The organism is Tsuneonella rigui (assembly GCF_003958625.1).
Classification (GTDB): domain Bacteria; phylum Pseudomonadota; class Alphaproteobacteria; order Sphingomonadales; family Sphingomonadaceae; genus Tsuneonella; species Tsuneonella rigui.
In genome coordinates this window covers 65,297-89,372 of the sequence record NZ_RSEL01000013.1, presented here as the reverse complement: position 1 = coordinate 89,372, position 24,076 = coordinate 65,297, and the positions used below count along the sequence as shown (strand labels likewise).

Here is a 24,076-nt window from a genome sequence, read left to right as displayed (position 1 = left end):
AAGCGGCCTTTCCACGCAGAGATAAGAAGAGGGGACTTACGTGGACCTTGTGATGATAGCGATAATTCTCGGGCTGCTGGCCGTGGTGTACGGTTTCGTCACCAGCCGGCAGGTGCTCGGCTCGGACGCCGGCAGCGCCCGGATGCAGGAAATCGCCGCGGCGATCCAGGAAGGCGCGCAGGCCTACCTCAAGCGCCAATACACCACCATCGCCATCGTCGGCGTCGTCGTGGCGGTCCTGGTGGCGGTGTTCCTCGGCCCGATCTCGGCGGTCGGCTTCGTCATCGGCGCGGTGCTGTCGGGCGTCGCGGGCTTCATCGGGATGAATATCTCGGTCCGCTCGAACGTCCGCACCGCGCAGGCGGCGAGCAAGGGACTGCAGCCGGGCCTGACGCTGGCGTTCCGCGCCGGCGCGATCACCGGCATGCTGGTCGCGGGCCTCGCGCTGCTCGGCATCTCGGTGTTCTACTGGTACCTCGTCGGCCCCGGCGGCTACACCGTCGGCGGTGAGGACCGCACCGTGGTCCAGGCGCTCACCGCGCTGGCCTTCGGCGCCTCGCTGATCTCGATCTTCGCGCGTCTCGGCGGCGGCATCTTCACCAAGGCGGCCGACGTCGGTGCCGACCTCGTGGGCAAGGTGGAAGCCGGTATCCCCGAGGACGATCCGCGCAACCCGGCGGTGATCGCCGACAACGTGGGCGACAATGTCGGCGACTGCGCCGGCATGGCCGCCGACCTGTTCGAGACTTACGTCGTGACGGTCGGCGCCACGATGGTGCTCACCGCGCTCCTCCTCAGCGGTTCGCCGCTGCTGATGGGCCTGATGACCCTGCCCCTGTTGATCGGCGGCGGTTGCATCGTGACCTCGATCATCGGGACGTACTTTGTGCGCCTCGGCAGCTCGAACAACGTCATGGGCGCGATGTACAAGGGCTTCCTGGTTTCGGCCGTGCTCGCCATCCCGGCGATCTGGTTCGCGACCTCGACCGCGCTTGGCGGCAACATCAACACGCAGGTCGCCACGCTGGCGGGCGGCGACAGCTACACCGGGATGGACCTGTTCTGGTGCGCGCTGCTGGGTCTCGTCATCACCGGCCTGATCATCTGGATCACCGAGTACTACACCGGTACCGGGTTCCGCCCGGTCCGCTCGATCGCCAAGTCGTCGGAAACCGGCCACGGCACTAACGTGATCCAGGGCCTCGCGATCAGCATGGAAGCGACCGCGCTGCCGACGCTGGTGATCGTCGCGGGCATCATCATCGCGTTCCAGCTCGCCGGGCTGATGGGGATCGCCTACGCCGCCACCGCGATGCTGGCGCTGGCCGGCATGGTCGTCGCGCTCGACGCCTACGGCCCGGTCACCGACAACGCCGGCGGCATCGCCGAGATGGCGGGCCTCGATGACAGCGTGCGCGAGAAGACCGACCTGCTCGACGCGGTGGGCAACACCACCAAGGCGGTGACCAAGGGTTATGCGATCGGTTCGGCGGGCCTCGGCGCGCTGGTGCTGTTCGCGGCTTTCACTACGGACCTGCGGGAATTCTTCCCGGCGTTCTCGGACGGCAACCTGGCCAACGGCGAGGTGAGCTTCAGCCTGGAAAATCCGTACGTCATCGTCGGTCTGCTGCTCGGCGCGCTGCTCCCCTACCTGTTCGGGTCGATGGGCATGACCGCGGTCGGACGCGCGGCTGGCGACGTGGTGATCGACGTGCGCGACCAGTTCAAGAACGACCCGGGCATCATGGCCGGCACTTCGAAGCCGAACTATGCCAAGACCGTCGACCTGGTCACCAAGGCAGCGATCAAGGAAATGATCGTGCCGTCGCTGCTGCCGGTGCTCGCGCCGATCGTGGTGTACTTCGTGATCAGCGCGGTGGCGGGCCAGGAGAACGGCTTTGCCGCATTGGGCGCGCTGCTTCTCGGCGTGATCGTCGGCGGGCTGTTCGTCGCGCTCTCGATGACTGCCGGCGGCGGTGCATGGGACAACGCGAAGAAGTACATCGAAGACGGCCACCACGGCGGCAAGGGCAGCGAAGCCCACAAGGCCGCGGTGACCGGCGACACGGTCGGCGATCCCTACAAGGATACCGCCGGGCCGGCCGTGAACCCGATGATCAAGATCACCAACATCGTCGCGTTGCTGCTGCTCGCGGCGCTCGCGGCGGGGGGTGCGGCCTAAGCCGACGCAGCCTTAACGGGTGACAAGAGCCCCGCCCTGTTTCGATACAGGGCGGGGTTTTTGCATGCGCCGTTAACGCTCCTTCCAGTGTGTTCGGCTAACCGCGCAGGCGTGGAACAGCCGCTTGGACTGACAGGAACCGCTGGCGATCGGGACGCGGGCTTTGCCGTGGTTCCGTGGCGTGCGTTCGGCGAGCACGAGGGGTGGGATTCGCTTGCTCGCCGTGCCACCGAGCCCAACCCATTCGCCGAGCGCTGGTGCCTGGAAGCTGGACTGAACGCATTCGGGGATGACGCGGTCCAGCTTGCCTCACTGAGCGTCGATGGCGAACTCGCCGGGGTGCTCCCGCTGGTCCGGCGGTGGAGCTACGAAGGCTACCCCTTCCCGCACATCGGTACCTGGCTGCACGCGAACGCATTCTGCGGCGCGCCGCTCGTGGCAGCGGGGCACGAGCATACCTTCTGGCGTGAGTTGCTCGGCTGGGCCGACGCTCATGCCGGCCGCGCGCTGTTCCTGCACCTCGAAGGCCTGCCACTGAACGGCCCACTCTACGCCGCGCTGCACGACGTGTGCGCGGTCGAGCACCGCGCGGCTGCCGTGGTGCACCGCCTTGATCGCGCGCTGCTGGCGTCTGACCTCAGCCCGCAAGCCTACTTCGATGCATCAATGAGCGGCAAGAAGCGCAAGGAATTGCGCCGCCAGCACACCCGCCTCGCCGAGCAGGGCACCGTGGCGTTCGAGCGCCACCGCGACGGCACGGCGCTCGGGCAATGGGCGGACCAGTTTCTCGAGCTCGAACGCGCCGGATGGAAGGGCCGCGAAGGCTCCGCACTTGCCTGCAATCCCGCCAAAACGGCCTACTTCCGCAATGCGCTCGCCGGAGCCGCCGCGCATGGCCGGCTTGAGCGGCTCGCCATCACGCTCAACGGCGCACCCATCGCGATGCTGGCGAACTTCATCACTCCGCCCGGCGCGTACAGCTTCAAAACTACGTACGACGAGCGCTACGCCCGCTTCTCCCCCGGCGTACTTCTCCAGCGCGAGAACCTCGACCTGCTCGCCCGCGAAGACATCGCCTGGTCGGATAGCTGCGCCGCCGCCGACCACCCGATGATCGAGCGCATCTGGCGCGAGAAGCGCACCATCGCGCGCATCAGCATCGCCATCGGCGGTCCGCTCCGCCGCACAGCCGCCACCGCCATCTTCCGCGCCGAGACGCGCGCCAAGCTCCAGGGATTGTGACATGGATGTCCTGACCGGATTTACCGCCCTCGACCGCCCGATTTTCGGACCTCAGGCCCGCGCGCAGTTCGCCACCGCCTATCCCGAAACGCCGACCGTGCTGCGCCACGAGCTGGCCGAGCACCCGCTGCTCACCCTCGATGCGCTCGCGAGCCTGGCGGGCCGCCTCCCCGATGCCTCGATCGAGTACAATCGCGGCGACTTGCCGATCGGTGTCGACGGCAAGCCCGCGCCGACCGGGATGGGCATCGAGGACACCATCCGCCACATCGCGATCAGCGATAGTTGGGCGGTGCTCAAGAACATCGAGCAGGATCCCGGCTACGAGGCGCTGCTGCTCTCGCTGCTGGGCGAGCTGCGCCCGCAGATCGAAGCCAAGACCGGCAAGATGCTGCGGCCGCAGGGCTTCATCTTCATCTCCAGCCCCGACGCGGTGACGCCCTATCACTTCGACCCCGAGCACAACATTCTGCTCCAACTGGTCGGCAAGAAGGTGATGACGCAGTTCCCGGCCGGGGACGCGCGCTACGCGCCCGATACCACGCACGAGAGCTACCATTCGGGCGGCCCGCGCGAGCTGCATTGGCGCGACGAGCTCGCGAGCGGCGGGCGCGAATTTCCGCTCGGCCCGGGCGATGCGTTGGTGGTGCCGGTGATGGCTCCCCACCACGTCAAGAACGGCCCGGCGAGCTCGATCTCGCTGTCGATCACCTGGCGCAGCGACTGGTCGTTTGCCGAGGCGGACGCCCGCTGCTGGAACGGAGTGCTCCGCAACGCCGGCCTCAACCCGCGCGCGCCGCGGCGTTGGCCGCACGGCAATCACGGCAAGGCCCTCGCCTTTCGCGCGTGGCGGCGCCTGTTCGGCGCAAGTTGACGGGCCCGTAAGCCTGCCGCAATGGCGGCGGGATGACTGACAAGCCGACCGATGAGCAACTGATTGCCGACCTGCTGACGCTGCTCGATCCGGCGCCGCTGGGCGACGACCGGTTCGAAGGCCCGCGCAAGAAGGGCGGCGTCGGCCGGGTGTTCGGCGGGCAAGTGATCGCGCAGGCGTTGATCGCGGCCGAGCGCACGGTCGATTCCGACCGCGCGGCGCATTCGCTTCATGCCTATTTCCTGCGCGGCGGCAGCGAGGATCACACGATCCAGTTCCAGGTCGATCGCCAGCTCGACGGCGGCAGCTTCTCCAATCGCCGCGTGGTTGCGAGCCAGCCCGGGCCGGATGGCGCCATGCAGCCGATCCTCAATCTCGCGGCGAGCTTCCAGAAGCACCAGCCGGGCCTCGAACACGAACAAGCGGAGATGCCGGAGGTGCCCCCGCCCGACGAGCTCGAGACCGATGAGGTTCTCCGCCAGCAGGTCGCCGAGAAGATGCCCGAACGCGCCCGCCGCTTCTTCACCGAGCCGCGCCCGATCGAGATCAAGGCCGCAACCGGCCGCCACTGGCTGACCGAGGGCCCGCAGCCTCCGGTGCAGAACTCGTGGTTCCGCGCCCGCGCCCCGCTGCCCGCTGACCCGGTGATCCACCGCGCGGTGCTCGCCTATTTGAGCGACATGCAACTGCTCGGCACCAGCATCATGCCGCATGGCCTCAGTTGGATGCGCGGCGAGGTGAAGAGCGCCAGCCTCGACCACGCGATCTGGTTCCACGCGCCGTTTCGCGCCGACGAGTGGATGCTCTATCACTGCGAGAGCCCGTGGTCCGGCGGCAGCCGCGGGTTCAACACCGGGCAAATCTTCCAGAACGGCCGCCTGATCGCCAGCGTCGCGCAAGAAGGCATGATCCGGCGAGTGGAGCCGCGCGCGCGACCGGCGGGGGGCGCAAGCTAACCCGGTCTTAACCCTCACCCGCGATTCTGGCGCTCACACGCCATAAGGGGAATCGCCGGTGTCATTTGCAGCCCGTTTCGAAGATGAGGCCGATGCCGAACGCCGCGATGCCCCGCGGCGCACGCTCCGGCTCGGCGTTCCCGGCCACTTCGGCGATGGCGGCGGAAGTGCGGTCACCGTTCACAACATCTCGGCGACCGGGCTGCTGATCGAGACCGCCTCATTACTCGACGAAGGCGAGCTCTTCGCGGTCGACCTGCCCGAAGCGGGCGAGCAGAGCGCCGAGGTCGTGTGGGCGAGCGCACCAATGTACGGCTGCCGCTTCGCCGGCCGGCTCAGCACCGCGGCATTGAGCGCAGCCGAGCTGCAGAGCGACGTCGTCGAATCCGGCCCCACTCAACCGATCGAGGATTTCGGCGCCCGCCTGCATCGCCTGCGGATCGAGCGGGGCATGTCGCTCGCTGACATCGCCAACCGGCTGGGCGTCAGCAAGCCCACGGTCTGGGCGTGGGAGCACGGCAAATCGCGCCCGGTCGAAAAGCGCCTCAGCGCGCTGGCCGAAGCGCTCGGAGTGACGCCAGGCGGCCTCGAGCCTGCGCCCTCCGGCCCCTCGGAAGAACTCGAGCGCAGCCGCCGGCGGATCGCCCAAGCCTACGGTGTCGAGCCGGCTCGCGTGCGCATCATGATCGAGCTGTAACACCCCGTAGTTGTGCAAAATCGCTTGCAGAATATTGCGAAATGACAAAAGACGTTTGTGGTTAACGAATCGCTTTTGTCTTGTTAATTCAAATCGTTAGTCGGAGCTAACGACATTCATAACGGCGATTGGTTGACTTGCGGGAGAATGATTACTCTCCCGGGTTCGTCGCGCGTTAGGCTTTGCTTACGCGAGTGGTGATTTGTCGTCTTATGGCTGGATGGGAACAGCCAGGAGACGGCCGATGCAGGGGCGTCGGAAAGGTATGTGGGGCACGATTTCGCCGGGCGAATGCTCGGCGCTGTACCGGCTGGTCGCGGCCAGCTCGACCGACCTGGTGGTCAAGACCGACCGGCGCGGACGGATCGTCCACGCGACGCCGGCAAGCGCCAACTTGGGACTGGCCTTCGCCGGCGACCCGATCGGGCGGCATCTGCTCGAACTGATCCACGAATCCTACGCCGACATCGTGCTGGCGGAACACTGCCTGGCGCTCGCGGGCAGCCGGGGCAGCGGCTGGATCGAGCTGCTGGCGGTCGCGCAGGACGGCGGCCAGCAGTGGATGGAGCTCAAGCTCGGCGGAGTGCCCGGCGGCGACGGGGTGCTCGGCATCATGCGCTCGATCGAGGACCGGCGCGCGCTGGAGAACCGGCTGTTCGTCACCGCGATGACCGATGCGCTGACCGGCCTCACCAACCGCAGCGCGTTCACCCGCATGCTCGCGCACCTGGTGGAGACCGGTGCGTCAGGGCACCTCGCCCTATTCGACCTCGACCACTTCCGCACGATCAACCTGCGTCACGGCCACAGCGGCGGCGACCGGGTGCTGGTGGCGTTCGCACGCCTGCTGCGCACGCTGCTGCGGGAGGACGACATCCTCAGCCGGATCGACGGCGGCACCTTCGGCGTGCTGCTGCCCGAGGCCGGCCAGTGGCAAGCGACCGCCGCCTGCGAGCGCGTGGTCGGCGCGATGGGCGAGATGGGCGTGACCACCCACCGCGGCCACCGCCTCACCGCCAGCGCCGGCGTGGCGGCCTTTGCCGGCAGTGCCGACGCCACCTTGCGCGAGGCCGAGCTGGCGCTCCTATCCGCCAAGTCGCGCGGCCGCGCGCGGGTCGAGCGCGCGGGCGCGGGGTTGTTTGGACGAACCGCCGCCTGAACTAGCCGTCGAGCTTAGCCTTCAAGAGCTGGTTGACCACGGCTGGGTTACCCTTGCCCGCCATCGCCTTCATCGTCTGGCCGACGAAGAAGCCAAACAGCTTGTCCTTGCCGCCGCGGTACTCGGCGACCTTGTCGGTGTTGGCGGCGAGAACCTTGTCGATCTCCGCCTCGATCGCGCCGGTGTCGGACTGCTGCTTGAGGCCTTCGGTTTCGGCGATCTCAGCCGGTTCACGGCCGGTCTTGAGGACGATTTCATAGATCTCCTTGGCCTGCCCGCCGCTGATCTCGCCCGCGCTCTGCATCGCGAGGATCGCGGCCTGCGCTTCGGCAGTCGCGTGGCCTTCATCGGCCTCCGAACCAAGCGCATTGAGCACGCCCGGCGCGACAGAGAGCGACCAGTTGGCGACCTGGGTCGACACGTCCTTCGCGCCCTTGCCGAGCTTGGCCGAAGTCGCCTCCAGCAGCTCCTCGAACCGGCGGAAGCTGTCGACGTCGGCGGTCAGCACGCCGGCGTTGTAGGCCGACAGTCCTAGCTCCTCGACATAGCGCCGCTTCTTGGCATCCGGCAGTTCGGGCAAGCTCTCGCGGCACTCGGCAAGGAACGCGTCGTCGAGCTCCAGCGGCAGCAGGTCCGGATCGGGGAAGTAGCGGTAATCGTGCGCGTCTTCCTTCGAGCGCATCGATCGCGTGGTGCCGGTTCCGGGATCGAACAGGCGGGTTTCCTGCACCACCGTGCCGCCATCCTCGATCAGGTCGACCTGCCGGCGCGCCTCGTGCTCGATCGTCTGCATGACGAAGCGCACCGAGTTGACGTTCTTGGTCTCGGTCCGGGTGCCAAACTCGTCACCGGGCTTGCGCACCGAGACGTTGACGTCGGCGCGCATCGAGCCCTCTTCCATGTTCCCGTCACAAGAGCCGACATAGCGCAGAATGGACCTGAGCTTCCGCACGTAAGCGCCTGCTTCGGCGGGCGAACGCATATCCGGCCGGCTGACGATCTCCATCAGCGCGACGCCGCTACGGTTGAGATCGACGTAGGACATGCTCGGATGCTGGTCGTGCATCAGCTTGCCCGCGTCCTGCTCGACGTGGATCCGCTCGATGCCGATCGTCTTGTCTTCGGGGATGCCGGCCTTCTCGTCCGCCTCGATGGTCAGCGCGCCTTCGCCCACCAGCGGGTGATAGAGCTGTGAAATCTGATAGCCCTGCGGCAAGTCGGCGTAGAAGTAGTTCTTGCGGTCGAAACGGCTCCAGCGGTTGATCCGCGCCTCGATCGCCATGCCCGTGCGCACCGCCTGGCGGATGCACTCGCGGTTGGGCACCGGCAGCATCCCCGGCATCGCCGCGTCGACCAGGCTCACCTGGCTGTTCGGCTCCGCCCCGAACGCGGTCGAGGCGCCCGAGAACAGCTTGGCGTTGGAGGTGACCTGCGCGTGGACTTCGAGGCCGATCACGACCTCCCATTCGCCGGTCGCGCCGTGGATACGGTAGGTGGAGGTGGTGGTGGTCATGGAGTGCCTGCTACCCTCGGCGCGGCGATTTGCAAGCGGAGCGCGCTAGCGGGCCGCCGGTTCGAGCACGAACCAACCCGCTTCGCCCTCGCCGACGGCATTGTGCCGGCGCGCCTCCCGCTCGAACGCGGCCATCTCGCCGCCATCGAAAGGCAGCGCATTCGCCCGCCCATTCGGTTCGTTCATCGGGATATCGCGGGCATAGCCCTCGCTCCAGGCAATCGACCAACCCATGCCGTCGAAGCCGTGCGAGGTGCAGGCAAGGCCCGAACGTTCGGCCAGGTTGATGAATGCCTCGGTGGTGAACAGGTAGAAATGGCGCGGCGGATCGAGCTGCGCCCACCGCGTGCCAAACCGCTCCCACGCCCACGGTTGCAGCAGCGGAATGCGGACCAATAAGCGGCCGCCCGGCGCCAGCCGGTCGCGCGCCTGCTCCAGCAAGCGGCCCGGCTCCTGCACGTGCTCCAGCGAATGATGCATGGTGATGAGATCGTACCGCCGATCGGCGGACGCCAATTCGCCACGCATGAGCGTGATGCCGCTGGAGGTCTTACCGGCGCGTTCGGGCGGAAGAAACGGATCGATGCCCGACAAGTCGCTGAAGCCGAGCGCGACCAAGGCTTCAAGCCGTGCCCCCTCTCCGCACCCGACATCGAGCACGCTATCGCTGCGCTTGAGGCCCGGCACCGCGGCGGTCCATGGCTCCGCCCCACGCTTGATCCGGTCGATCACGCCGCCACCGCGTGTTGCCCGGTCCGGGCGCCCGATCATGGTGCCCGCGACGACGCGCCGAACCGCGCGCTTGAGGAAGGACAGGCCGCCAGCGTTGTTGAACGAGTAATAGGCGCCCGGCGGGTAGTGCGCCGCCATGTCGGCGGGAAAATCGGCGATCTGCAAGGTGCCGCATGCCAGGCATGGGAGGTACGCAAATTCCTCGCGCGTGCCGAACATCATCTCGGGCGCGATGACGTGAGCGCCAAGACGCGACGATCCGCAGATGCGACAGGCAAGGCCGGTATTCATCACGCCTGCCTTTCGGATAGCCGCGTCACACGCTTGCCGATGGCAATGCCCGGTTTCTCGATGAACCGGAAGATCATGGCGGCGAGGGCACAGGTGATCGCTACTGTTCCCACAGCAAGGAAAAGGGTTGCCATCACGGGCTGCATGGGCGGGATCGAATAGGCCAATAACCGCAAAACCGGAAAGTGGATGAGATAGATGCTGTAGGACCAGTCGCCCAAGGCGCGCATAGGCCGCCACTCGAAGACGGCGCTGCGGAAGCGGTGGGAGGCGAGCGCCGCGATCAGCAGGACCGCCCCGGCGGTTTCGAGCAACGCGGGCGCAGCGGCATTGGTCCGGTACTCGATCGGCTGCAGGCTCCCCGTCATAAGCAGCCACCACAGCGGACGCGCGGCGAAGATCAGGGCCAGCCCTGCCAATGCAGCCGGATAGCCAGCCGATGGCTCACGCTTCCAAAAATACAATGCCAACCCGCAACCGGCCGCGAACTGAAGGGGGAACGCCAGCATCGACGCGCGAGAGTGAAGCTCACTGAATGCCACCGACGCTGCAATCAGAGCGATGACGATCAGAATCGCCAGGTTTCGGCGCTTCATTCCGGTGACGAGAAATGGGACCAGGATCGACCCGAAGATTTCAATCGTGATTGTCCAGGTAGGCGGCACGAGCGCGTTGTCGATCGCGAGAAATGAACGCGCAGCTCGCCCCGGCGCAACCTGCCGGTAGCTGTCATGCAGCCACTGTGAGAGGTTACTCCCTTCGGCACCAAGCGGGAAACAACCAGCAGTACTAAGGCAACCAGCGACGCGACCCACAGCGCTGGCAAGAGGCGAAATAGCCGCCGGACATAAAAGCGGTAAAGCGCGCGCGGCTCGCCGCAAATCCGCAGCCAGGCATAGGTCAGCACGTATCCGCTGAGCACGAAAAAGATCAGCACAGCCGCGCGCTGGTTGAGCGCGATGTCGATCAGCCGCCGGGCCTGCTCAGGCAGTCCGTAAACGAGCGTGCAGTGACCGAGCAGCACCACCATCGCCGCGATCCCGCGAAGTACGTCCAGCGCGACGACGTGCTTGCCGCTCTGCGCGCTTGCGGTCACCCGCTCACCCGCAGCCAGGAGCTCCGCGGCTCGATTTCGCGCCTCGGCGTCGGGCGTGCAAGGAAGCTGTCGGCGGCCCGGTCGACCGGTGCTTGCGCCTTACTCATCGCGCGGCGTTCATCAGCGGAAGGTTTCCACGTCTCGGCGCAGCGCGCGCTTCGCATTTCGCCGGCGCCGTCCGCTGCGCATCAGCTTCATACCCACGGGTATCGCGATCAGGGCGCCGAAGGAAACCAGCAAGCCTAGGATCGAGCCCACGAAGCCCGCCTACCACCAGCGATCGGGCCGTGCGGTAAATCCTGCGCGCCGCTCGATCGCGAGGCCGGCGTTGAGCACGCCCTGCTCGTCGAACGCCTTGCCGATGAGCTGCAGGCCGAGCGGCAGGCCCTGTGCGTTGAGCCCGGCGGGCACGCTCATCGCGGGCAGGCCTGCGAGGCTGGCGGGCACCGCGAACACGTCGTTGAGATACATCGCCAGGGGATCGTCGACCTTGTCGCCGAGCGCGAAGCTGGCGGTGGGCGTGGTCGGCGCGAGGATCACGTCGCAGGTCTCGAACGCCTGCTCGAAGTCGCGCGCGATCAGTGTGCGGACGCGCTGCGCTTGGTTGTAGTAGGCGTCGTAGAAGCCCGCCGAGAGCACGTAGGTGCCGATAAGGATGCGGCGCTTGACCTCTTCGCCGAAGCCGGCGGCGCGGGTCGCGGCGTACATCTCCTGCAAGTTCGCGCCCTGCGGCAGGTCGCGCAGGCCGTAGCGCACGCCGTCGTAGCGGGCGAGGTTGCTCGACGCTTCGGCGGGAGCGACGATGTAGTAGGCGGGCAGCGCGTACTTGGTGTGCGGCAGACTCACCTCGATCACTTCGGCGCCGGCGTCCTTGAGCCACTCGATGCCCTGGTCCCAGCTCGCAAGAATCTCCGGGTCGGTCCCGTCCATCCGGTATTCGCGCGGGATGCCGACGCGCTTGCCGCGCAGGTCGTCCGAGAGGTTCGCCGCCCATTCGGGCACCGGCAGGTTCAGGCTGGTCGCATCCTTGGGATCGAAGCCGGCCATCGCCTCCAGCATGATCGCGCAGTCGGTGACGTCGCGCGCCATCGGCCCGGCCTGATCGAGGCTGCTGGCAAACGCCACCACGCCCCAACGGCTGCACCGGCCATAGGTCGGCTTGATCCCGGAGATGCCGACGAACGCGGCCGGCTGGCGGATCGAGCCGCCGGTGTCGGTCCCGGTCGCCGCCGGGCACAGCCGCGCCGCAACCGCCGCAGAGCTGCCGCCCGACGAGCCACCGGGCGCAAGCGCGGCGTTTCCGCCGTCGCTCGTGCGCCACGGCGAGATGACGTTGCCGAAATAGCTCGTCTCGTTGGACGAGCCCATCGCGAACTGGTCCATGTTGAGCTTGCCGAGCATCCCGGCACCCGCACGCCACAGGTTGGCGCTCACGGTGCTTTCATACTCGGGCACGAAGCCTTCGAGGATGTGGCTCGCTGCGGTCGTCTGCACGCCCTTGGTGGCGAACAGGTCCTTCATGCCGATCGGCACGCCGGCCATCTTGCCGAGCTGTTCGCCCTTGGCGCGCGCAGCATCTACCGCGTCCGCAGCTTCCAGCGCCTTCTCCGGCGTAGCGACGATGAATGCGTTGAGCGCGTCCTGTGCCGCGGCGACGTTGGCGTTGAACGCCTCGGCCACTTCGCGGGCGGAGAACTGGCCAGAGGACACCCCGTCGCGGATCGCCGCGACGCCGAGATCGGTGAGGTCCGACATCTACTCGATCACCTTGGGCACGCCGAAGAACCCGTGCTCAGCCGCCGGGGCGTTGGCGAGCACGGATTCGCGCATCCCGCCCCCGGTCAGCGGATCGGCATCGACCACGTCGTCGCGCAGGCGCAGCGTGTTCGGGATCACCGCGGTCATCGGCTCGACGCCGCTGGTGTCGACCTCACCCAGTTGCTCGACCCAATCGAGGATGGCGTTGAATTCGGGCGCCATGCGATCGAGCGCCGCGTCATCCATTCGGATGCGCGCGAGGCTGGCGATCTTGGCCACGGTTTCGCGTGTGACTGACATGGGCCGCGCGTTAGCGGGGCGGCGGGGTGCCTTCAAGCGCATCGTCGAGCGGTTCGCCGACCGGCCTGCCGTCGATGGTGATGTAGCGCCGTTCGATGGTGCGGATTTCGACTTGGCTCTTGGACGTGAGCGGCGCGGCCGCTGGCACCACCATTGGCGGCTGCGTGCCGCCGCCGGCCTTGGGAAGCCGCACGCGCTGATAACCGCTGCCTGTCACGAGCGCGACCTCTCGCGCGCCATCGGCGGCTTGGCCGAGGTCGATCGCGACGCAATACTCGCCGCACTGCCAGCGATTGGCGCGCAGGTAATCGACCACCTTGCCGCGCAACGCGGCGTCTTCCGGCTGGAGGCGGACATTGATCTCTTCGGGCTCAGCAAACGGCCCTTCTTCGAGGCCGCGCCAGGTTCGTTCGGTCTGCGCGGCGGCGAGGCGGGCATAGTCGGCGACCTGCTTGTTGCCGCTCCTCTCCAGCCGGGCGAGCGCGCGACGGCCAGCATCGCCGAAGTCCCACCGGAGCGCTTCGTAGTCGAACGCCTTGGCGCTCACCTTGCCGCTTTCGAGGCGGGCGAGCTGCTGGCGCGCACTGATCGCGCCGAAATCGAGGATCGGCAGCGCGAGGAACAAGGCAACGACGCTGATTACGACCGCCAGGTTGAGGTTTGCCCGCCGCAACCGGTCACGCCAGACGCCGCCTTTCCACCCGCGCACCACCGCAACCAGCCAGGCGAGGCCGTAAGCGACCGCCACCGCGATCGCGACGAGGCCCCACAGCCGCTCGGGGCTCAGACCATGCTGCGCGATGCGGGTGCCGAGCGAGATCGCGGCGAACACGGTCAGAGGCAGCACCGCGACCGTCAGCACCAGCGCCGCGCTACGCAGCGCGCGGTTGGCGCTCGTCTCGGCATCGGTATCGCGCAAGATCGCGTTGGCGAGCAGCCATGCGCCCGCCGCGCACAGCAGCAGGATCGGCGTCGCGCTGCGGGTCGCCTGCCACAGCACGTCGGGGCCGGAGACGATCATCGCCACGAGGAAGATCGCGAGGCCCGCGGCGAGCGGCACGCCGAGGATGCTCATCACCACCATCACCACGCGCTGCAACGTGCCGATGATCTTCGCCTCGTTGCGCAGCACGCCCAGCGCCGCGCCGAACGCCGCGCCCGACCAGGTCCAGCCGAACCAGCCTTCGTCGATCAGGTCCTTGAGGAGGTCGATCTTGAGCAGGTGGAACAGTTCACTGAGCACGAACAGCAGCAGCCACGATGCGCCCGTGAACGCGAGCGAGCCCGCGGCGCTGATCGCATCGCCCCAGGCATAGCCGTGCAGCAGCGGATAGGGCGTGGCGAAGCGCGTGCGCTGGAACCCGGCCTGGAACAGCACCAGCGACAGGCCGGTCGCGATCACGCCGGCCATGAAGCCGTATTGCGGGCTGGCGTAAGTATCGCCCGCCGCGACCGCGCGCCACGCGAGCCCGGCCATGACCGCGCCCGCCACCGCGGCGAACAGCAGCGGCTCCTTCCACCGGCCGCGCTCAACGGTGAAAGCGAACGCGATGGGGCCGAAGAAGCACAACGCCACGAGCGCCGCGCGCCACGGCACCTTGGTGTCGGGTCCGTTACCGCTGCCAGCGAAGTACACCAGCAGGCCGGCGACACCGAGTAGCCCAGCCAGTAGCCACGGCCTCAGCGGCCATTCCTCGATCCTTGATGCGTGTTCGCTATCGCTCATGCCCTGCTCCCTTGCCTTGTGCGCAAGGGTCTAGCGCGGCGGGGCTAGCCGCGCATGAGCAAAGCCTGATCTTTCGGTGAAAAGCTTACTGCGGCCCGTTGGGGTCACGCGGCGCAGGCGCGCCGGGCTGCGCCTGGCTACCCTGCTGCTGTTGCTGCTGCTGCATCATCTGCTGCAACACCTGGAAGCGGCGCTGGGCATCGGCTTCACTCATGAAGTCGACCAGCTCGACATCGAAGGTAAGGTCGGCGTTGGGCGGGATCGGCGCTCCGGGAGGCGGCGTCGCCCCGTACGCCTTGTCGGCCGGAATGAAGAGCCGGTACTTGCCGCCCTTCTGCATCTGCTGCAGCCCTTCGCTGAAGCCCGGCACCACGCCCGACACCTGCATCGGCATGCCCTGCGGCAGCAGGCCGCCGGTATCGAACGGCAGTTCCTTCGACTGGTCGAACACCGTGCCGTCGGCAAGTTTGCCGGTGTAGCGCACGAACACGACATCCGACGGGCCCGGGCGTGGGCCGGTGCCCTCGGCGATGGTCTCGACATCGACGCCCTTGGGGGTTGCAGCCCACGCGAGGCCCGCCGCTACCAGCAGCGCCACGATCACGCCGAGCCACAGCTTGGTGAGCGATCCCTTGGCAATCGGCCGCAACGGTACGCGGGTGATCTCGGTCATGTCGGGTCCTGATACAGCAAGGGCGCGGATTTCTCCGCGCCCCGATGCCTTAGTGCGTTGTGCTAAGCAAGACGGGCCATTTCTGTCAGCCCTTCCGGGCGGCAAACCGGTGCCCACTTTGCCTGAAGGGCTTTTACTTGACCCCGTCGCGCTCCGCGCGCTTGCGCTCCATCTTGCGGGCGCGGCGAACGGCGGCGGCCTTTTCACGGGCGCGGACTTCGCTCGGCTTCTCGTAGTGACGGCGCAGCTTCATTTCGCGATAGACGCCTTCCCGCTGCAGCTTCTTCTTGAGCGCGCGGAGAGCCTGGTCGACATTGTTATCGCGAACCATGATTTGCATAAAACTCGAACACCTCACAGCAAGAGCGGCAGAGCCCGCGAGCGAATTGGCGGGATTGCGGCCTTGATAAATAACGAAAAACGCGAGATCCCCACGCGGGACGATCTCGTGACCGGAGGCGCCCTTAGCGCCGGGCTTGCGATTCTGCAACCCTGCGCGGCGCTTTGCATCGGCGGGCACCGTCGCTAAGGCGCGAGCGATGAACCCGCCCTCCCCTTTGGCCGCCAGCGCAATGGTATTCGCCGGCGGCGGCGCCGGCGCGGTGCTGCGCTACCAGGCCGGGCGCGCGATGACCGGCTGGCTCGGCCCGGCGGCGGTAAGCGCCTTCCCGTGGGCGACGCTGTTCGTCAACGTTTCCGGCAGCCTCGCGATGGGCCTGCTCGCGGGCTGGCTCGCGCGCCACGGCACCGGAGGCGAGCACTGGCGGCTGCTGCTCGGCGTCGGCCTGCTCGGCGGGTTCACGACCTTTTCGAGCTTCAGTCTCGAGATGATGCTGTTGCTGGAACGCGGCAACGGTCCGGGCGCGTTCCTCTACGCCTCGATCTCGGTGCTGGCGGGGCTGACCGGGCTCTATCTGGGCCTCATCGTCATGCGGCTCGCGGCATGAGCACGGACGTCCGTCAGTTCACGATTGCGGCCGACGACGACGGCGCGCGGCTTGACCGGTGGTTCAAGCGGCACTTGCCGCAGATCGGCTTCGCCACCGTCAGCCGCTGGGCACGCACCGGGCAGATCCGCCTCGACGGCAAGCGCGCCAAGCCGGAGGATCGGCTAGCGGCAGGGCAGGTCCTGCGTGTTCCGCCGGGCGGCGAGCTACCAAAGGGCAAGGGTGAGAAGCCGCGCCGCCAGCTGTCGGAAGAGCAGATCGCCGAGGCAGAGGCGATGGTGCTCGAGAAGACGCCGTCCGCGATTGTGCTCAACAAGCCGCCGGGCCTCGCCACCCAAGGCGGAACCAAGACGCACAGCCACGTCGACGGTCTGCTTGATGCATTCATCTTGGGAGAAGGACCGAGGCCGCGCCTCGTCCACCGGCTCGACAAGGACACCAGCGGCGTCCTCCTCATCGCCCGCACGCCCGGCAGCGCGGCGTTCTTTTCCAAGCGCTTCTCGGGGCGCTCGGCGAAGAAGATCTACTGGGCGCTTGTCACCGGCGTGCCCGACGTGGGCCACGGCCTGATTGACGCGCCGCTCGCCAAGCAGCCGGGCACCGGCGGCGAGAAGATGCACGTCGACGAGGAGAACGGCCAGGCCGCCAAGACCCGCTACCGCGTGGTCGAGCGCGCCGGCAACGCCGCGGCCTGGGTCGAGCTCGAACCGCTGACCGGCCGCACGCACCAGCTCCGCGCGCACATGGCGGCGATCGGGCACCCGATCGTCGGCGACGGCAAGTACGGCGGGCAGGAGGCATTCCTCACCGGCAGCGTCAGCCGCAAGATGCACCTCCACGCGCGGCGGCTGATCATCGACCATCCGGACGGCGACAAGCTCGACGTCACCGCCCCGCTGCCCGAGCATTTCGCGGCGAGCATGGTGCAGCTCGGCTTCGACGAATCCTTAAGCGATGCGTCGCCCACCGAAGGCCCGCCCGAGCGCACGCGCGAGGAGAAGAAGCAGGCCGCACGCCAGCACGCCAAGCAGGTGCGCAAGAGCAAGCCGACGCGGCGCGGGCGCAAGGATGCGCCCAAGCCCGGCCGCAAGTCCGCGCCGAAAGGCCGCCGCTGATGCACCCCAACCCGCTGTTCCGCAGCGAGGACCGGCCCCTGCTCGAAGCGCTGATCGACGAGATCGGCTTCGGCATGGTGTTCATGACCACCCCCGACGGCCCGCGCGTCGCGCATACCCCGTTGCTCTCGACTGGGGACGGCGCGGTGCAGTTCCACCTCTCGCGCGGCAATGCGCTGACGAAGTGGCTCGACGGCGGCATCGCGCTGGTCACGGTCAACGGCCCGGACGGCTACATCTCACCCCGCTGGTACGCCGACCGGGCGACGGTACCGACGTGGGACTACGTCGCGCTCGAACTCGAAGGCCGCGTCCGGCGGATGGATGCCGACGGGCTCGAAGGGCTCCTCAACGCGCTGATCTTGCGGCACGAAGGACGGGTCGAAGGCGAACAATGGCGCGCCGAGGAAACGCCGCCCGATTTGTGGCGCAAGCTGCTCGGCGCGATCGTCGGGTTCGAGCTCGAGGTGCTGGCCTGGCGCCCCACCATCAAGCTGTCTCAGAAGAAGTCCGCTGAGGAGCGCGAGACGATCGCCGCCGGGCTCGAAGCTTCCGGCGCGCCAGGTCTCGCGCAACTGATGCGCACGCTCGTCCAGTGAAGTTCGCGGTGTTCGACTGCGACGGGACGCTGGTCGATGGCCAGGCCGCGGTGTGTGATGCGATGGAAACCGCATTTCGCGAAGCTGGCCTGCCCCGGCCCGAGCGCGCGCAGGTGCGCCGCATCGTCGGGCTCAGCCTGCCGCAAGCGGTCCGCGCTCTCGTCCCGGACGCCGGTGCTATGCGGCAGTCGGCCGCGGTCGATGCCTACAAGGCCGCCTTCCGCGCCACCCGCGAGAGCGGGCAGTTGGAGGAACCGCTGTTCGAAGGCCTGCGCGATCTGCTCGCCGAACTACACCGCGATGGCTGGCAACTCGCCGTGGCGACCGGCAAGTCGAGCCGCGGGCTCGAGGCTTGCCTGGCCGGGCACGGCATCGCCGACCTGTTCTGCTCGCTGCAGACCGCCGACCGCCACCCTTCCAAGCCCGATCCGGCGATGCTGGAGGCGGCGATGCTGGAAGCGGGCGCCACGCCGGAGGAAACGGTGATGATCGGCGACACCAGCTTCGACATGACGATGGCGCGCGCCGCCGGCGTGCGCGCGATCGGGGTGGAGTGGGGCTATCACACCGCCGACGAACTGCGCGCCGCCGGGGCGGTGGCGGTCGCCGGGACGGTGTCCGAGCTCAGGGAGTTGATCGATGGCTAGCCGCCCGCCCGAAAACGCTACGCCCGTATCCGACGACGTCGCGCGCGGACGCTGGATGACCATCCAGGCCTCGCGTTTCGCGGGCTTCGCGTTGGTGGTGCTCGGTATCCTGCTGGTGCGCGACGTGGTCGATATCGCAGGCGAGACCAATCACCTGATCGGCTACGTCTTCATCGTCGTCGGCCTGGCTGACGGCTTCATCGTGCCGCAAGTCCTCGCGCGCAAATGGCGGACGCCGCCCGCATGAAGCGGTTCTGGAAGGAGGTCGCGGTCGAGCCGGTCGTAGGCGGCTGGCGTGTGACGCTCGACGGCCGCCCGATCAAGACCCAAGGCGGCACTCCGCAAGTCGTGCCGACCGAAGCCCTTGCCGAGTTGCTCGCCGCCGAATGGCGCGCGCAGGGCGAGGAGATCGACCCCGCCGCCTTCCCGGCCCGCGACATGGCCGACTATGCGATCGACATGGTCGCGGCCGACCCCGCCGCGATCGCCGCCAAGCTGATGCGCTACGGCGAGACCGACACCCTGTGCTATCGCGCCGATCCCGACGAGCCGCTCCACCAGCGCCAGTGGGCCGAGTGGGAACCGATCGTGACCGCCTTCGAAGCGCGCGAAGGCGTCCGGATGGAGCGCGTCAGCGGCATCGTCCACAAGCCCCAGCCCGCGGCGACCCTCGCCACCCTCCGGGCGCGGCTCGAAGCGCTCGACCCATTCACCCTTGCCGCGCTCGAAGTGCTGACGTCGCTTTCGGCTTCGCTCACGGTCGGCCTGTCCGCGATCGAGCCTGATGCCGACAACGAGGCACTATGGCAGGCCGCCGAGTTGGAAGAAGCCTGGCAGGCGGAACTGTGGGGCCGCGACTGGGAAGCTGAGCAACGCCGCGAACGACGCAAGGCGGATTTTAAACGGGCCGTGGAGTTCGCTCGCGGCGCCTTCGAAGGCAACGCGCGCTAGCGATCGACCCGCTTGTAATAGATTCCGGTGAGCACGGTCCCGTTGTCATAAAGTGTCCAATCCACGGTCGCGTCATCGTGGACGACGCGGACCACCTTCCCGCCCTTAACTGCACCGGTGTAGGTGAACGTGCGCGGGTATCCGAACGCTTTGACGGCGGCCGCATCGCGCTCCCTGGTTTTGTCGATAATCGCCAGCAGGTCGGGCGTGAAGTAATTGGTGTAGGTGTAGCCCTCGGCCGGGAACATCCAATACTTGGTGATTGCTTCGGATAGCATGGCATAGCTGCGCAGATGCGGGTTCGCGGCGCCGGCCTGCACCTGGATCGAGCGGAACGCCCGGTCGGCTATTGGCGAGCGATCCCCGCCATCCCAATGCGAATTGAACAGCAGAACTTGGTTGCCGCGCGCTACCACCAGTGTTCGATAATAAACTTGGCGGGAGTAACCGCCGAGAGGCGACGTGATGGTCTGCGAGGTGAGGTATTCGCGTGCCGGAAATCCGTTGACCGTCCTTGTCCGGCTCCAGTGCAGCTTATTGTCGGTGCCGCCCTTGATGGCATCCGCCTGCATCTGGTCGAACATGCCCTTGGTGTCGGCTACGTAATTGGAACCCAATTCCCACACCGCCGCCGAGAAGGTGGCGCAACCGAGCTCGTCCAGAAAATCCTGCTCGTTGGACGTGCTGGGAAAATTATCGCCGTAGGACACGAAGTAGCTGCGGCGAGGCGGCGCTGCCATTTCGTAGGTCGCTCCCGCGACGGTGTCGTTCACCGTTTGCCACGCCGCGCCGCATGCATCTTGCCCAGCGGCCGGTGCCGCCACCATTGCAAGCGTCGCCAGAACGATACGATGCACTCTTTTGATCATGTGCCGTCTCCGACCCTCAACGTTTTTCATGCGCGGCCCTTACGCCGCGTGACGATCGCAGGGATTGGATCAAAGCGACAGAAGCGGGAGGTCCCGTGGAGGGATTACCCCACCCAATCAGCCACCTGGCTTGCGACCTCGTTCGCCGCCTGATTGAGCGCCGCGCCTACCGGGGCGGCCTCGGCAGTCACACCCGGCACCGTCGCCGAAAAACGCCGCGTCATCACCTGGGTGCCGTTGACGTCGCGCACCGCGTCGAAGGTCACCACCGCGCTCGAGGTGCGGGCGTCGTAGCCGAAGTCGATCAGCGTGCCGCGGAGCTGGTTCTTGGGCGTGAGCGCCGCGTCGTCGTTGTCGATGACCAAGCGGTTGCCCTTGGCGCGGATGGTCTCGCCGAGCAGGCGGCGGAACAGGCGGGTCGGCTTATCGACCCACACCGCGTCCTTGACGTAGGCGATCTGGGTATCGTCGATCTGCACCGGGACGCGGGTGGTGGTGAGCTTCTGCGGCGCCTCGGGCTCGAGCACGGCGATTGCGTTCGCCACGTCGCCGTTGATCGCGGTGCCCGCTGGAACAGTCGTGGTCGGGGTCAGGCTGAGCAGGCTCTCGGGCGGCTTGCCGCCGAAGCTGATGCACCCGCCGAGCAGAGCCGTTGCACACAGGGCCGAAGCGATTTTCAGATTCATCGTCGCGTCCTTCACTTCGGCTTGTAGTCGGGCAGCTTCTGGCCGCCGATGAGGCCCCCGGCGCCTTGGCTCTCGATCTTCTCGGTCACCGCGCGCAACGCGCGGCTGGTTTCGCGCAGATCCTTCAAGGTCGCCTCGGCCGTCGGCAGCGTACTTTCGCTGAGCTGGCGCGCCGCAGGCCGGGCATCGTTGAGCGTCGCCGAGAGCGACTGCGCCGCGCTGTCGGCGGACTTGAGCGTGGTGCGCAGCTGCGCGGCGAGGCTCTGGCCTTCGTTGTTGAGCAGCTTGTCGGTCGAACCCATGACCTTTTCGAACTGGTCGAGCGCCTCACTCGCCTCGCGCAAGGTCACCTGCAGCTCGCTCAAGGTGCGCTGCACCTGCGGGGTCGCCTGCGCCAGATCGGCGGTCATGCGGTTGGTGTTGTCGAGGATGCCGCTGATCGATGCCTGGTTTTTGTCCGACAACATCATCGTCAGCCGCTCGGTCAGCGTCGCCAGCCGCTCGAGCAGCAGCGGGGCGTTGGCGAGCAGCTCGCCGAGGCCGCCGGGCTTGGTCGGGATCACCGGCACGCCTTCGGGGCAGGCGGTCTTGCCGACGCCGTCACCGTCACAGGTGATCGGCGGCGCCCCGCGGCGCGCGCCGTCGAGCAGGATGGTGGAGACGCCGGTGAAGGAGCCCTGGATGGTCGCCGTGGTGCCGACCAGGATCGGGGTGTCCTCATCGACCTTGATGCGGACGCGCACGAAGCCGGGGTCCTTCTTCCACAGCTCGATCAGGCTCACCTGACCCGAAGGAACGCCGGCGAAGCTGACCTCCGAACCCTTGGCAAGTCCGGCGACCGACTGCTTGAAAAAGATATCGTATTCGTCCTGCTCGCCCTTGTTGATGCCGGCGAGCCAGACGAAGAACAGCGCGAGCGCCGCGAGCAGCGCCAGGGTGATTGCCCCCACCCAGACATGATTGGCCCTGGTCTCCATGCCCCTGTGCCTATGCCTTTCTGCCGGCATCGTTGTCCAACGCTTTGATGGCGTTGACGGCAACCGGCTTGTCCATGTGCTTGCGCAGTTCGTCGAGCGCCTGCGCGGTCAGCGCGGCGCGCCCGCGCGGCCCGTTGAAGTATTCTTGGATCCACGGGTGATCGAGCTTCATCAGGTTGGGCACGGTGTCGACCGCGATCACCTTGTGATCGGCCAGCACCGCCACCCGGTCGCAGATCTCGTGCAGCGTATCGAGGTCGTGGGTGATCAGGAACACCGTCAGACCCAATGTTGCCTGCAGCTCCTTGGTCAGCCGGTCGAATGCCGCGGCGCCGATCGGGTCGAGGCCCGCGGTCGGCTCGTCGAGGAACAGTAGCTCGGGATCGAGCGCCAGCGCCCGGGCGAGGCCGGCGCGCTTCTTCATGCCGCCCGATAGCTCGCTGGGGTACTTCGACACCGCCTCTTCGGGCAGGCCCGAGAGCATCACCTTGTAGCGCGCGATCTCGTGCATCAGCGCGGACTCGATGCCGGGGTAGAACTGCTTCAGCGGCACTTCGACGTTCTCGCCGACGGTGAGGGTGGAGAACAGCGCGCCGCCCTGGAACAGCACGCCCCAGCGGTTGCGCACGCCGACCACCTCTTCCGGGTCGCCGTCGGTCAGCGAACGGCCGAACACCTCGATGTGGCCTTCGTCGGGAGTCTGCAGGCCGATGATCGAACGCATCAGCACCGACTTGCCGGTGCCCGACCCGCCGACCACACCGAGGATCTCCCCGCGGCGGACCTTGAGCGAAAGATCCTGGTGGATCACCTGCTCGCCGAAACTGTTGGTCAGCCCCTCGACCACGATCGGGTATTCACCGCGATACCGCTCGTAGTGGCGGTTGATATCGGGATCGCCGAAGGCTTCGGCGCCGTCGGGAGCGCCCTCGATTGGCTTGCCCTCGTCGGTGTGCTCATCGGGGGTCATGCCCAGCCCACGTTAGTGAAGAACACCGCGAAGAAAGCGTCGAGCACGATCACGGTGAAGATCGCGAACACCACCGCGTTGGTGGTCTTGAGGCCGACTTCCTCCGAGTTCCCCTCCACCTTCATGCCCTGGTAGCAGCCGGTCATGCCGACGATCAGGCCGAACACCGGCGCCTTCACCAGCCCGACCCACAGGTCATAGATGGGCACCACGTCCTTGATCCGGCTGAGGAACGAGCCGAACGGAATGCCGAGCGCGAGCTCGCCCACCACCGCGCCGCCGATGATCGCCATGCCGGCGGAGTAGAAGCCCAAAAGGATCATCATGAAGGTGACCGCGAGCACGCGGGGGATCACCAGCGCCTCCATCGGCGAGATGCCGATCGTGCGCATCGCGTCGACCTCCTCGGTCAGCTTCATCGTGCCGATCTGCGCGGCGAAGGCGCTGCCCGAGCGGCCGGCGACCATGATCGCGGTCATCAGCACGCCCAGTTCCCGCAGCGTTATCCGGCCCACTAGGTTCACGGTCAGCGTCTCGGCGCCGAACTGCTGCAGCTGCACCGCGCCCTGCTGCGCGATGACGATGCCGATGAGGAAGCTCATCAATCCGATGATCGCGAGCGCATCCACGCCCACCAGCTCCATCTGGCGGACGAACGCCTTGGTACGGAAGCGGCGCGGGTGGCGCAGCAGCGTGCCTGCCGCGAGCAGGAACTGGCCGAGGAAAGCGACCGCCCAGATCGTCCCGCGGCGGGCGGCATCGACGCGCGCGCCGGTCGCCTCGAACACGCGGGTGAACAGCGGCGCGCGCTCCGCCGCGACTTCGCCGCCGGACTCGGTCGCGCTGATCGCGTCGATCAGGCGCTGGGCCCGCTCGCTGGCGCCGACGATCTTGCCGCCGGTCGCACGCGACAGGCTGAGTGCGATCCACGCGCCGACGGTATCGATCTCGCGCACCTTGGAGAGGTCGATCTCGGAGAGCTGCTGGTCGATCGCGCGCAGATCGGTATCGACCGGGGCGATCGTCGAGACGAGGTAATTGCCCGACAGCGCCAGCCGCCGGCCTTTCTCGTCGATTGCGAATTCTGCCCCGTCGCTCATCTGGCACGCGTATGCG

General features: G+C 67.4%; 27 protein-coding genes. 13 read left to right on the top strand and 14 right to left on the bottom strand.

Features of this window, described 5'->3' with window-relative positions:
- Positions 1-40 precede the first annotated feature (40 nt).
- The 6 genes from ELY12_RS04855 (at position 41) to ELY12_RS04830 (ending at position 7,110) form a co-directional block, all read left to right on the top strand.
- Positions 41-2,182, top strand: coding sequence for a sodium-translocating pyrophosphatase (locus ELY12_RS04855; protein WP_126175575.1), 2,142 nt, complete (start codon positions 41-43; stop codon positions 2,180-2,182).
- Positions 2,183-2,293: 111 nt separating this feature from the next.
- Positions 2,294-3,424 (top strand): GNAT family N-acetyltransferase, encoded by a 1,131-nt coding sequence (locus tag ELY12_RS04850; RefSeq protein ID WP_241229729.1) that lies wholly within the window; start codon positions 2,294-2,296, stop codon positions 3,422-3,424.
- Between the two features lies 1 nt (position 3,425).
- Entirely contained in the window at positions 3,426-4,298 is an 873-nt protein-coding gene (locus ELY12_RS04845; protein WP_126175573.1) for a cupin domain-containing protein, read from the top strand.
- A gap of 32 nt (positions 4,299-4,330) precedes the next feature.
- Entirely contained in the window at positions 4,331-5,254 is a 924-nt protein-coding gene (locus ELY12_RS04840) for an acyl-CoA thioesterase (protein WP_126175572.1), read from the top strand.
- 58 nt (positions 5,255-5,312) lie between these two features.
- Entirely contained in the window at positions 5,313-5,951 is a 639-nt protein-coding gene (locus ELY12_RS04835; RefSeq protein ID WP_126175571.1) for a helix-turn-helix domain-containing protein, read from the top strand.
- Positions 5,952-6,195: 244 nt separating this feature from the next.
- Positions 6,196-7,110 carry a sensor domain-containing diguanylate cyclase gene (locus ELY12_RS04830; RefSeq protein ID WP_164549408.1) on the top strand — a complete coding sequence of 305 codons (915 nt, stop codon included), beginning with the start codon at positions 6,196-6,198 and terminating at the stop codon, positions 7,108-7,110.
- 1 nt (position 7,111) lies between these two features.
- On the opposite strand, the gene gatB is transcribed toward ELY12_RS04830, so the two are convergent.
- From gatB to ELY12_RS14610, 4 genes are read right to left on the bottom strand one after another with little or no spacing between them, the layout of a single operon-like run.
- Entirely contained in the window at positions 7,112-8,623 is a 1,512-nt protein-coding gene (gatB, locus tag ELY12_RS04825) for an Asp-tRNA(Asn)/Glu-tRNA(Gln) amidotransferase subunit GatB (protein WP_126175569.1), read from the bottom strand.
- Between the two features lie 45 nt (positions 8,624-8,668).
- A complete protein-coding gene (locus ELY12_RS04820) occupies positions 8,669-9,646 on the bottom strand; it encodes a class I SAM-dependent methyltransferase (RefSeq protein ID WP_126175568.1) in 978 nt (325 codons plus the stop codon).
- Positions 9,646-10,311 carry an acyltransferase family protein gene (locus ELY12_RS14480; protein ID WP_338142047.1) on the bottom strand — a complete coding sequence of 222 codons (666 nt, stop codon included), beginning with the start codon at positions 10,309-10,311 and terminating at the stop codon, positions 9,646-9,648. The genes ELY12_RS04820 and ELY12_RS14480 overlap by 1 nt, the downstream gene beginning before the upstream one ends.
- Entirely contained in the window at positions 10,239-10,676 is a 438-nt protein-coding gene (locus tag ELY12_RS14610; RefSeq protein ID WP_126175566.1) for an acyltransferase family protein, read from the bottom strand. Before ELY12_RS14610 ends, ELY12_RS14480 begins: the two co-directional genes overlap by 73 nt.
- Between ELY12_RS14610 and ELY12_RS04805 the strand changes: the two genes are divergently transcribed.
- Entirely contained in the window at positions 10,656-10,988 is a 333-nt protein-coding gene (locus tag ELY12_RS04805; protein WP_126175565.1) for a hypothetical protein, read from the top strand. The two genes, ELY12_RS14610 and ELY12_RS04805, sit on opposite strands and share 21 nt — an antisense overlap.
- Positions 10,989-11,009: 21 nt before the next feature.
- Here ELY12_RS04805 and gatA read toward each other — a convergent pair whose 3' ends face one another.
- The 5 genes from gatA to rpsU all read right to left on the bottom strand — a co-directional run bounded on the left by gatA (position 11,010) and on the right by rpsU (position 15,539).
- The gene (gatA, locus tag ELY12_RS04800; RefSeq protein ID WP_126175564.1) at positions 11,010-12,497 is read right to left on the bottom strand and encodes an Asp-tRNA(Asn)/Glu-tRNA(Gln) amidotransferase subunit GatA; all 1,488 of its coding nucleotides are present in this window, start codon (positions 12,495-12,497) and stop codon (positions 11,010-11,012) included.
- Positions 12,498-12,800, bottom strand: coding sequence for an Asp-tRNA(Asn)/Glu-tRNA(Gln) amidotransferase subunit GatC (gene gatC / locus ELY12_RS04795; RefSeq protein ID WP_126175563.1), 303 nt, complete (start codon positions 12,798-12,800; stop codon positions 12,498-12,500).
- Positions 12,801-12,810: 10 nt separating this feature from the next.
- Complete coding sequence (locus tag ELY12_RS04790) at positions 12,811-14,526, bottom strand: DUF4153 domain-containing protein (protein WP_126175562.1); 1,716 nt, start codon at positions 14,524-14,526, stop codon at positions 12,811-12,813.
- 85 nt (positions 14,527-14,611) lie between these two features.
- Positions 14,612-15,199 (bottom strand): FKBP-type peptidyl-prolyl cis-trans isomerase, encoded by a 588-nt coding sequence (locus ELY12_RS04785; protein ID WP_126175561.1) that lies wholly within the window; start codon positions 15,197-15,199, stop codon positions 14,612-14,614.
- Positions 15,200-15,332: 133 nt separating this feature from the next.
- Positions 15,333-15,539: a 30S ribosomal protein S21 gene (gene rpsU / locus ELY12_RS04780; RefSeq protein WP_126175817.1), complete on the bottom strand. Its 207-nt coding sequence runs from the start codon at positions 15,537-15,539 to the stop codon at positions 15,333-15,335.
- 199 nt (positions 15,540-15,738) lie between these two features.
- On the opposite strand from rpsU, the gene crcB reads away from it, so the two are divergent.
- The 6 genes from crcB to ELY12_RS04750 are packed head-to-tail and all read left to right on the top strand — an operon-like array spanning position 15,739 to position 19,458.
- Positions 15,739-16,146, top strand: a complete 408-nt coding sequence (gene crcB / locus ELY12_RS04775) for a fluoride efflux transporter CrcB (RefSeq protein ID WP_126175560.1) — start codon at positions 15,739-15,741, stop codon at positions 16,144-16,146.
- On the top strand, positions 16,143-17,261 hold the full coding sequence (locus tag ELY12_RS04770) for an RluA family pseudouridine synthase (RefSeq protein ID WP_126175559.1): 1,119 nt from the start codon (positions 16,143-16,145) through the stop codon (positions 17,259-17,261). The genes crcB and ELY12_RS04770 overlap by 4 nt, the downstream gene beginning before the upstream one ends.
- On the top strand, positions 17,261-17,860 hold the full coding sequence (locus ELY12_RS04765) for an FMN-binding negative transcriptional regulator (RefSeq protein WP_126175558.1): 600 nt from the start codon (positions 17,261-17,263) through the stop codon (positions 17,858-17,860). The genes ELY12_RS04770 and ELY12_RS04765 overlap by 1 nt, the downstream gene beginning before the upstream one ends.
- Positions 17,857-18,507 carry an HAD-IA family hydrolase gene (locus ELY12_RS04760; RefSeq protein WP_126175557.1) on the top strand — a complete coding sequence of 217 codons (651 nt, stop codon included), beginning with the start codon at positions 17,857-17,859 and terminating at the stop codon, positions 18,505-18,507. The genes ELY12_RS04765 and ELY12_RS04760 overlap by 4 nt, the downstream gene beginning before the upstream one ends.
- On the top strand, positions 18,500-18,754 hold the full coding sequence (locus ELY12_RS04755) for a hypothetical protein (protein ID WP_126175556.1): 255 nt from the start codon (positions 18,500-18,502) through the stop codon (positions 18,752-18,754). The genes ELY12_RS04760 and ELY12_RS04755 overlap by 8 nt, the downstream gene beginning before the upstream one ends.
- On the top strand, positions 18,751-19,458 hold the full coding sequence (locus tag ELY12_RS04750; RefSeq protein WP_126175555.1) for an ATP12 family chaperone protein: 708 nt from the start codon (positions 18,751-18,753) through the stop codon (positions 19,456-19,458). The genes ELY12_RS04755 and ELY12_RS04750 overlap by 4 nt, the downstream gene beginning before the upstream one ends.
- On the opposite strand, the gene ELY12_RS04745 is transcribed toward ELY12_RS04750, so the two are convergent.
- From ELY12_RS04745 to ELY12_RS04725, 5 genes are all read right to left on the bottom strand, one after another.
- On the bottom strand, positions 19,455-20,327 hold the full coding sequence (locus ELY12_RS04745; protein ID WP_126175554.1) for a hypothetical protein: 873 nt from the start codon (positions 20,325-20,327) through the stop codon (positions 19,455-19,457). The genes ELY12_RS04750 and ELY12_RS04745 overlap by 4 nt on opposite strands.
- Positions 20,328-20,431: 104 nt before the next feature.
- Positions 20,432-21,013, bottom strand: a complete 582-nt coding sequence (locus ELY12_RS04740) for an ABC-type transport auxiliary lipoprotein family protein (RefSeq protein WP_126175553.1) — start codon at positions 21,011-21,013, stop codon at positions 20,432-20,434.
- An 11-nt stretch (positions 21,014-21,024) separates the two neighbouring features.
- Positions 21,025-21,990, bottom strand: coding sequence for an MlaD family protein (locus tag ELY12_RS04735; protein ID WP_126175552.1), 966 nt, complete (start codon positions 21,988-21,990; stop codon positions 21,025-21,027).
- Positions 21,991-22,000: 10 nt separating this feature from the next.
- Positions 22,001-22,960: an ABC transporter ATP-binding protein gene (locus ELY12_RS04730; protein WP_126175551.1), complete on the bottom strand. Its 960-nt coding sequence runs from the start codon at positions 22,958-22,960 to the stop codon at positions 22,001-22,003.
- Positions 22,957-24,060 (bottom strand): ABC transporter permease, encoded by a 1,104-nt coding sequence (locus ELY12_RS04725; protein ID WP_126175550.1) that lies wholly within the window; start codon positions 24,058-24,060, stop codon positions 22,957-22,959. Before ELY12_RS04725 ends, ELY12_RS04730 begins: the two co-directional genes overlap by 4 nt.
- Positions 24,061-24,076: the final 16 nt, after the last annotated feature.